6 protein-coding genes are annotated in these 7,475 nt (G+C 71.3%); 3 read left to right on the top strand and 3 right to left on the bottom strand.

Features of this window, described 5'->3' with window-relative positions; all coding sequences use genetic code 11:
• The 3 genes from ACIOEW_RS39795 to ACIOEW_RS39785 all read left to right on the top strand — a co-directional run.
• On the top strand, positions 1-762 hold a 762-nt coding region (locus tag ACIOEW_RS39795), incomplete at its 5' end, for a beta-ketoacyl reductase (RefSeq protein ID WP_401970332.1).
• Between the two features lie 74 nt (positions 763-836).
• Positions 837-2,039, top strand: a complete 1,203-nt coding sequence (locus ACIOEW_RS39790) for an FAD-dependent oxidoreductase (RefSeq protein ID WP_362557304.1) — start codon at positions 837-839, stop codon at positions 2,037-2,039.
• A gap of 173 nt (positions 2,040-2,212) precedes the next feature.
• Entirely contained in the window at positions 2,213-2,974 is a 762-nt protein-coding gene (locus ACIOEW_RS39785; RefSeq protein ID WP_362557306.1) for a TetR/AcrR family transcriptional regulator, read from the top strand.
• Between the two features lie 186 nt (positions 2,975-3,160).
• On the opposite strand, the gene ACIOEW_RS39780 is transcribed toward ACIOEW_RS39785, so the two are convergent.
• From ACIOEW_RS39780 to ACIOEW_RS39770, 3 genes are all read right to left on the bottom strand, one after another.
• The gene (locus ACIOEW_RS39780; protein WP_362557308.1) at positions 3,161-4,756 is read right to left on the bottom strand and encodes an MFS transporter; all 1,596 of its coding nucleotides are present in this window, start codon (positions 4,754-4,756) and stop codon (positions 3,161-3,163) included.
• Positions 4,757-4,886: 130 nt separating this feature from the next.
• Positions 4,887-6,437, bottom strand: a complete 1,551-nt coding sequence (locus ACIOEW_RS39775) for an AMP-binding protein (RefSeq protein WP_401970329.1) — start codon at positions 6,435-6,437, stop codon at positions 4,887-4,889.
• Positions 6,406-7,467 (bottom strand): helix-turn-helix domain-containing protein, encoded by a 1,062-nt coding sequence (locus tag ACIOEW_RS39770; RefSeq protein WP_401970327.1) that lies wholly within the window; start codon positions 7,465-7,467, stop codon positions 6,406-6,408. The genes ACIOEW_RS39775 and ACIOEW_RS39770 overlap by 32 nt, the downstream gene beginning before the upstream one ends.
• Between the last annotated feature and the right edge of the window lie 8 nt (positions 7,468-7,475).

Below are 7,475 nucleotides of genomic sequence, written 5' to 3'. Positions count from 1 at the left end.
TTCGTGTTGTTCTCGTCGGCGGGTGGTTCGGTTCTGGCGGCGGGTCAGGCGAACTATGCGGCGGCGAACGTGTTCCTGGACGCGCTGGCGGTGCACCGCCACTCCGAGGGACTGCCGGCCACCTCACTCGCGTACGGGTTGTGGGACGTCGCCACCGGCCTGACCGAGGCCATCGACGATGACGCCCGTCTCATGGCGGCCCGCGGCCTGCCCGCTCTCGCCCCGGCCGACGGGCTCCGGCTCTTCGACGCCGGTCTGCGCTCCGGGCGGCCGGCGCTGGTGCCGCTCGCCGTCGACGTAGCGACCCTGAAGGCGAAGCCCGGCGCGCTGCACTCCCTTCTGCGGGACATGGTCCCCGCCGAGGCCGGCCCCGTGGTCAGGAGCCGCACGAAGAGCGCCGATCCCGCCGCGCTCGTCGCCCGTCTCGCCGGGCTGAGCACCGAGGACCGCGAAAGGGCCCTGCTGGACCTGGTGCGCGGTCACGCCGCCGCCGTTCTGGGGCACTCGGGCGCTGAAGCGGTCCCGGCCGAGCGCGGATTCCTCGACATCGGATTCGACTCGCTGACGGCTCTGGAACTCAGGAGCCGCCTGGGCGAGGTGACCGGCTGCCGGCTCGCGCCGACGCTGATCTTCGACTACCCCTCGGCCGCCGAGCTCGCCACGCACCTGCGCCGGACGCTCTTCGGCGAGGACGCCCCCGCGGACGACCTGAGCGGGGCCACCGCGGACGAGCTGTTCGACATTCTCGACGGCGAAGCGTAGGGCCCTCCCGGCAGGCCCTGCCGGGAGTGGCACCAGGCGTTCACGTGAGCATCGACCGGAGACGAGGAGCGAGTGTGCTGAACCAGATAGTCGTCGTGGGCGCGGCGGCCGCAGGACTGACCGCGGTGGAGACGCTGCGGGCCAAGGGTTACGAGGGCGGGCTGACGCTCGTCGGTGATGAGCGCCATCCGCCGTACGACCGGCCGCCCCTCTCCAAGGAGCTGCTGAGCGAGGGCTGGGCACCCCCCAGCACCTGGCTGCGCAAGGAGGACGTGCTGGCGGCCGTCGATGCCGATCTGCGCCTCGGCTGCCGGGCCACCGGCCTGGACCAGGCCGCACGCACCGTCACCCTCTCCACCGGTGAGAGGCTGCCCTACGACGCGGCGATCATCGCGACCGGACTTCGGCCTCGAAGGCTGCCGTACGGGGACGGTCTGCGGGGCGTCCATGTCCTGCGTTCACTGGACGACGCGGTCCGCCTGCGCGAGGCGCTCCTGGCAGGGCCCAAGGTGGCGGTGATCGGGGCAGGCTTCCTCGGTGCGGAGATCGCCGCCACGGCGCGCGGCGCCGGGCTCGACGTGACCCTGATCGACACGAACGACCAGCCGCTCGCGCGCCAGGTCGGTGCCGAGATCGGCGGGCTCGTGGCCGGCCTGCACCGCGACCACGGAGTGCGGCTCGTTCTCGGCGCGGATGTCGTGGGAATGGCCCGGGACGGCACCGCTGTCCGCGGGGTCCTGCTGTCGGACGGCACCGTCGTCGACGCCGATCTGGTCGTCGTCGCGATCGGCTCCGTGCCCGCCGTTGACTGGCTCGCCGATTCCGGACTGCCCCTGGGGGACGGGGTCCTGTGCGACACCTACTGCCGGGCCGCCCCCGGGGTGTGGGCGGCGGGCGACGTCGCCAACTGGCCGCACCCGATGGTGGCCGGGGCCCGGGTCAGGCTCGAGCAGCGGACCAACGCCGCCCAGCAGGCCATGGCGGTCGTCGCCAACCTGCTGGCAGGCGACGCGGGCGCGCAGCCGTACACCCCCGTGCCCTTCGGCTGGACCCATCAGTTCGGGGAGAAGATCCAGACCGTCGGCTGGTGCCCTCCGGACGCGCGGACGGAGATCATCAGCGGGTCCACCGAGGACCGGGAGTTCGTCGCCGCGTACCACCGCGACGGGATCCTCGTCGGCGGGCTGGGCTGGAACAGCGCTCGGGGCCTGCGGCAGTGCCGGCTGCTGCTCGGCCGGCCGTCGACGGAGCTGGCCGCCACGGCGGCGGGCGTCTGACGCCCCCACCGGGAGGCGGGCGGGAACCGCCCGGTGCCTCACCGCGTGCGGTGTCGTACCGTCTCCCCACCCCGGTCTGACACCGGCTCCGCGTACGGCGGACCCGAGGCGTATACGATGCTCTATGCGTGCGTGATACGCATGGGAAGGCTTCCGATGAAGGCAGGCACGAGATGACTACTGGTGAAGGAACGAGCTCGGAAGGCATCGGCCTGCCGAACAGCATCGCGGTGCTCTGGGAACTGCGGAACCGGGAACAGCGCACCGCGCGTACCGGTCTGAGTGTCGAACGCATCGTGACGGCCGCGATCGAGTCGGCGGACGCCGACGGTCTTGCCGGGCTGTCCATGTCCCGTGTCGCCAAGAGCCTCGACTTCGGCACCATGTCGCTGTACCGCCACGTGTCGAGCAAGGACGAGCTGCGACAGCTGATGCTGGACATGGCCTACGGCACCCCGCCCCGTATCGACACGGCCGACGGGGACTGGCGGGACGGGCTCGAGCAGTGGGCCCGCGCCTTCCAGGAGGTCTTCCACCGGCACCCCTGGATGCTTCAGATCTCGGTCAGCGGACCGCCCCTGGAGCCGGGCCAGCTCAGCTGGCTGGAGTGCGGCCTGCGCACCCTGGGCGGCACCGCGCTGAGGCCGGACGAGAAGCTTTCCGTGATGATGCTGATGATCGGGTACGTGCGCAACAACGCGCAGATGTCCCTCGGTGTCGTCACCCAGGACATCAGCGATGCCGACCTGATGGCCAACTACGGCCGCGCGCTGGCCAAGTACGCAGACTCCGCGTCGTTCCCCGCTCTCGCCGAGCTGCTGGAGGCCGGGGCGTTCGACGAGCCCGAGGACGACTTCACCTTCGGGCTCCAGCGGGTCCTGGACGGTATCGACGTGCTGGTCCGCATCCGCAACGGCGAGAAGCCGCTCACCTGACAGAGTCACCGGCCGGGACCACGAGGGCCCGGCCGGTGGGCGTGTGGGGCGGGCCGGCAAGGCTGGGACCGGCGGGGGCCAACGGGGGTACAGCAGTACGGACGGCATGCGGATCGCATGCGGAAGGGGGCTGGTTCCCCACCCGGCCGGGTGGGGAACCAGCCCCCTTCTTTCGCGTCCGGCGCCTCAGCCCGCGGTGGGCTGCATGCGCTTGGGGGAGGGCACCGTCGCCGGTGCGTCGATGTCGTACGGGTCGATCGGCTCGCCCGTCTCGATCGGTACCTTGCGCAGCAGTACGGCGACGATCGCGGCCACCACGACCATGGCGGCGGCACCGGAGAGCGCTGCCACCTGGAGGCCGTGGGTGAAAGCCTCGCGGCTGGTGGCGAGCAGCTCGGCACCGATGGCGGCCGGCTGCTGGGCGGCGACGGTGGCGGCACCGCCGATGGTGTTGCGTACCGCGTCCAGCGCCTCGCCGCCGAGACCGGCCGGGTTCACCGCGTTCATGTCGTGCCGGTAGATCGCGGAGCCGATACTGCCGATCACCGCGAAGCCGAACGCGCTGCCGAACTCGGTGAACGTCTCCGAGGTGGCTGTGGACGATCCGGCGTGCTCCTTCGGCGCGGAGGTGACGACGATCTCCGCCGTGAGTGTCTTCGAGGCCGTCATGCCGGCCGCCATCAGGCCCACGCCCACCAGCAGGACGGCGACGTTCGACTCCACCGTGAGGCGGCTGAGCACGCCGAAACCGATGGCCATCACGAGCATGCCGCTGGCGACCAGATAGACCGGCTTGACCTTGCGGGACAGGGCCGAGACGAGGCCGACCGCGATCCCGATCGCCGGCATCACCGCCATGGACCACAGGGCCGCCCGGAAGGGCGTCATGCCCAGCACCATCTGGAGGTACTGGTTGGTGAGGATGCTGACGCCCATGAACGAGAACATCACCATCAGGTTGGTCAGGATCGCCCCGGTGAAGCCGCCGTAGCGGAACAGCGAGATGTCGATGAGCGGGTGGGCCGTCATGCGCTGGCGCTGCACGAAGGCGATGAGCAGGACGGCGCCGACGCCGGCCCAGATCGCGGACTCGCGGGACCAGCCGTCGACGGCCAGCTCCTTGAGGCCGTAGATGAACGGCATGATGCCCGCGATCGACAGGAAGGCGCCGAGCACGTCCAGCTTGCCGCGCGACGGGTCGCGCCGCTCCGGCAGCAGGATCGGGGCCAGGATCAGCACCAGCACCATCACCGGGGTGTTGATCATGAAGACCGAGCCCCACCAGAAGTTGTTCAGCAGCAGACCGCCCACGACCGGGCCCAGGGCCGCCCCGGTGGCGAGGGTGCCGCTCCAGGCGGCGATGGCCGACTTGCGCTGCTTGGAGTCGTGGAACATGTTGCGGATCAGGGCCAGGGAAGTCGGCGTCAGCGTCGCGGCGCCGAGCCCCAGCAGGGCGCGGGAGCCGATGAGCATCTCGGGGGTGTCCGCCGTCGCGGCGAGCGCGGACGCGACGCCGAAGACCAGGGCGCCGATGATCAGGAGCTTCCGCCGCCCGAAGCGGTCGCCCACCCAGCCCATCGTGATCAGCGCACCGGCCAGCACGAAGCTGTAGATGTCCATGATCCACAGCAGCTGGGTGGCGCTCGGCTTCAGCGACTCGCTGATGGGCGTGATCGCGAAGCCGAGTACCGAGATGTCAATGGCGATCAGCAGGGTGACCAGGACGATCACCACGAGGCCGAGCCATTCCTTGAGCCCCGCCCGGGGCTTGATTTCTGTCATGGCAAACGTCCATGCCTTCCTACCGTCATGACCCTGAGTACGTAACACGCTGAGCGTATCAGGTACGCGTTGGCGTGTCGCGTACTCATGCAGGGCCGGGCAGGGCCCCGGAGCCTGTCGTGCCAAGGCTTCAGCGCGTTCGGTCGAGCAGTTCCTGTGCGCGGTGCAGCAGTGCCCGGCGGTCGATCTTCCGATTGGTGTTGAGCGGGAATTCCGCGATGTGGAAGAAGTGCTGGGGGAGTACGGCTCGCGGGAGTGTGCGGCTCAGCTCGCGTGCCAGGGCGACGGGCGGCACGGGCTCCCCGGTGTGGAACGCGGCCAGCGTGATCCCCTGCTCGGAGGGCACCGGTACCGCGACGGCGTCCTCCACCCCCGGGCACCTGCGCAACGCCTCGTCGATCTCGGCCAGTTCGATCCGTACACCGCGGACCTGAACCTGCTGGTCCAGCCGGCCGAGGTAGAGCAACTGCCCGTCCTCGCCCAGCCGGATCCGGTCGCCCGTCCGGTAGTAGCGGACTCCGTCCCGGTCGAGGAACCGGCCCGCGTCATCGGCCGGGTCCAGATACCCGGCCGTGAGCTGCGGACCGGCGACACACAACTCGCCTTCCCGTGCGTCCGGTTCACCATCCGTGCCGAGCAGCATCCACTCGTGTCCCGCGTGTACCGGACCGATCGGGACCACACCCGCGACCGAGATCCCGGGCGACGTCTCACGCGACCAGCGGTGCCGGGTGATGGTGATCGTCAGTTCGGTGGGGCCGTACAGGTTCTCGATGGCCGAACCCGTCGCCGCGCGCTGCCAGTCCGTCACGTCCTGACAGGTCACCGCCTCGCCCGCGAAGAAGCTCCAGCGCAGCGAGGGCAGGGCGCCGTCCGCGAGCTGGTCGGTGCGACGGATCAGGCTGATCACGCTGGGGGTGGAGAACCAGACCGTGATGCCCTGTTCGGCGACGAAGGCGGGGAGGTCCCGGTACGCGCCCGCCGGAACGGCCACCAGCGTGGCGCCGGCACCCCACGCGCAGAACAGGTCGAACATCGCGCAGTCGAAGTTCAGATCGAAGTTCTGGGAGAACACATCGTGCGGACCGAAGTCGTACCGCGCGTCGAGCAGACCGAAGTAGTGGGCGCCGTTGGCGTGCGTGACCGGCACGCCCTTGGGCCGGCCCGTGGAACCGGAGGTGAAGAGCACATAGGCGATGTCGTCGGGTGCGACCTGCTGGGGCCGCGCCAGGCGTGCCGTTGGATCGGGGGCGATCACCCCGTCGGCGCCGTCCGCGGTCCCGTCCAGCAGGGCGGGAACCGTGACGCCCTCCGCACGCAGCTTCTCCAGCGCCGTGACCGCCTCGGCGTCCACGACCAGCGCCTCCACCCCGGCCGCTTCGAGCATCCGGAGGGTGCGGAGCACCGGGAAGGATGACTGCAGGGGAACCATCGGCACCCCGGTGAACAGGCAGGCCAGGATGCCCGTGTAGGCGTCGAGGCCCTTGCCCGCGAGCACGCCCACCGCGGCCGGACGCTCCGGGAGCGCGGCCAGCAGCGAGCCCGCCCAGGTCAGCGCCCGGTCATACAGCTCCTGGTACGTCAGCGAGGCGTCGCCGACACGGATGGCTACCCCCTGCGGGGACCGCGCGAGCCCGCGCAGGAAACGGTCATAGAGGGCGTGGGCCGACGTCTGGTCCATGAGTGTTCCCCGGATGGCGGTGGATGGATGAGGTGGAACGGTGCTCGATGCCCGCGAGGCCCCCGCCGGACACCGGACCGCCGAGCGGTTCGTACGGGGTTCCGCGACGGATCTCGGCGAGGGGGCGCGCCGACGGGGCGTCGGCGGGGGCGTGCGGCGGCCGGCCGGATGCCGGGGCGGACTCGGTCGCACTGGGGCGCGGCATCGGGCCCGCGACCCGCAGGAGGAACTCGGTGAGGTCGGCCCAGGAGCGGGTGGCCGGTGCGTGGTGCAGGGAGACCCGGGGATTCCTCGCGAGCCACTCGCGTACGTCCCTGGACCGCACCGCTCCTTTCCCGTCCAGAAGCACGTGCAGCCTCGGGTAGGGATGGGCCTGGGCGACCGCGTCCAGGAGGTTCAGGAAGGTGGCCGGCGCGGAGGCCCTGTCGGCCCCAGGGCCGGTCCGGTCGAGCAGCAGGGGGCGGAGCCGTTCCTCGGGCCGGTGCCCCGTCCGGTCGTCCGCCCGCAGGACCACGGCGTTCCACGGCGCCGCGCGGCAGACACCGACGACACCGCGATGGGCGCCGGGCGGCAGAGGTGGCACGGCGGGCAGCTGGAAGGTCTCGGGGCGTTCCGGATGCACCCCCCACTTGCGCCACACACGCGCAACCGTGGAGTGGGCGATCCCCAACTCGCCGGCGAGCAGCCGTGACGACCAGTACGGCGCCCGCAGCCGGGCGGGAGGCGTGCCGCGGTCGCTGAGCGTGGCGACGAGCACCGCCACCTCGTCCACCGTCGCGGGGCGGCCCGGCCGGGGCAGATCGCCCAATGCCGCGATGCCCGAATCCTCGTACCGCGCACGCCACTTGAGGACGGTTGGACGGGACACACGCAGCAGAGCGGCGACCTCCGTGTTCGAGGCGCCCCCCGCCGCGAGCAGCACGATCCGCGCCCGCCGTACGAGCCCGGCAGGTGCGCTCGACATACGGGTCAGTGCCTCCAGCCGGGCCCGGTCGCCCACCTGTAGTCGCAAGGCCGGGGCGCTATGCATGATCGCGG

The sequence above is a fragment of the Streptomyces sp. NPDC087901 genome, from assembly GCF_044742205.1.
Classification (GTDB): Bacteria; Actinomycetota; Actinomycetes; order Streptomycetales; family Streptomycetaceae; genus Streptomyces.
Note: the sequence above shows the minus strand (reverse complement) of the source record. Positions and strands in the feature narration are given on the sequence as shown.

What these genes read in the sequence shown, in the direction of transcription:
- ACIOEW_RS39785 (WP_362557306.1), top strand. Translation starts at nt 2,213, where the DNA reads ATGACTACTGGTGAAGGAACGAGCTCGGAAGGCATCGGCCTGCCGAAC.
- ACIOEW_RS39780 (WP_362557308.1), bottom strand. Translation starts at nt 4,756, where the DNA reads ATGACAGAAATCAAGCCCCGGGCGGGGCTCAAGGAATGGCTCGGCCTC.
- ACIOEW_RS39775 (WP_401970329.1), bottom strand. Translation starts at nt 6,437, where the DNA reads ATGGACCAGACGTCGGCCCACGCCCTCTATGACCGTTTCCTGCGCGGG.
- ACIOEW_RS39770 (WP_401970327.1), bottom strand. Translation starts at nt 7,467, where the DNA reads ATGCATAGCGCCCCGGCCTTGCGACTACAGGTGGGCGACCGGGCCCGG.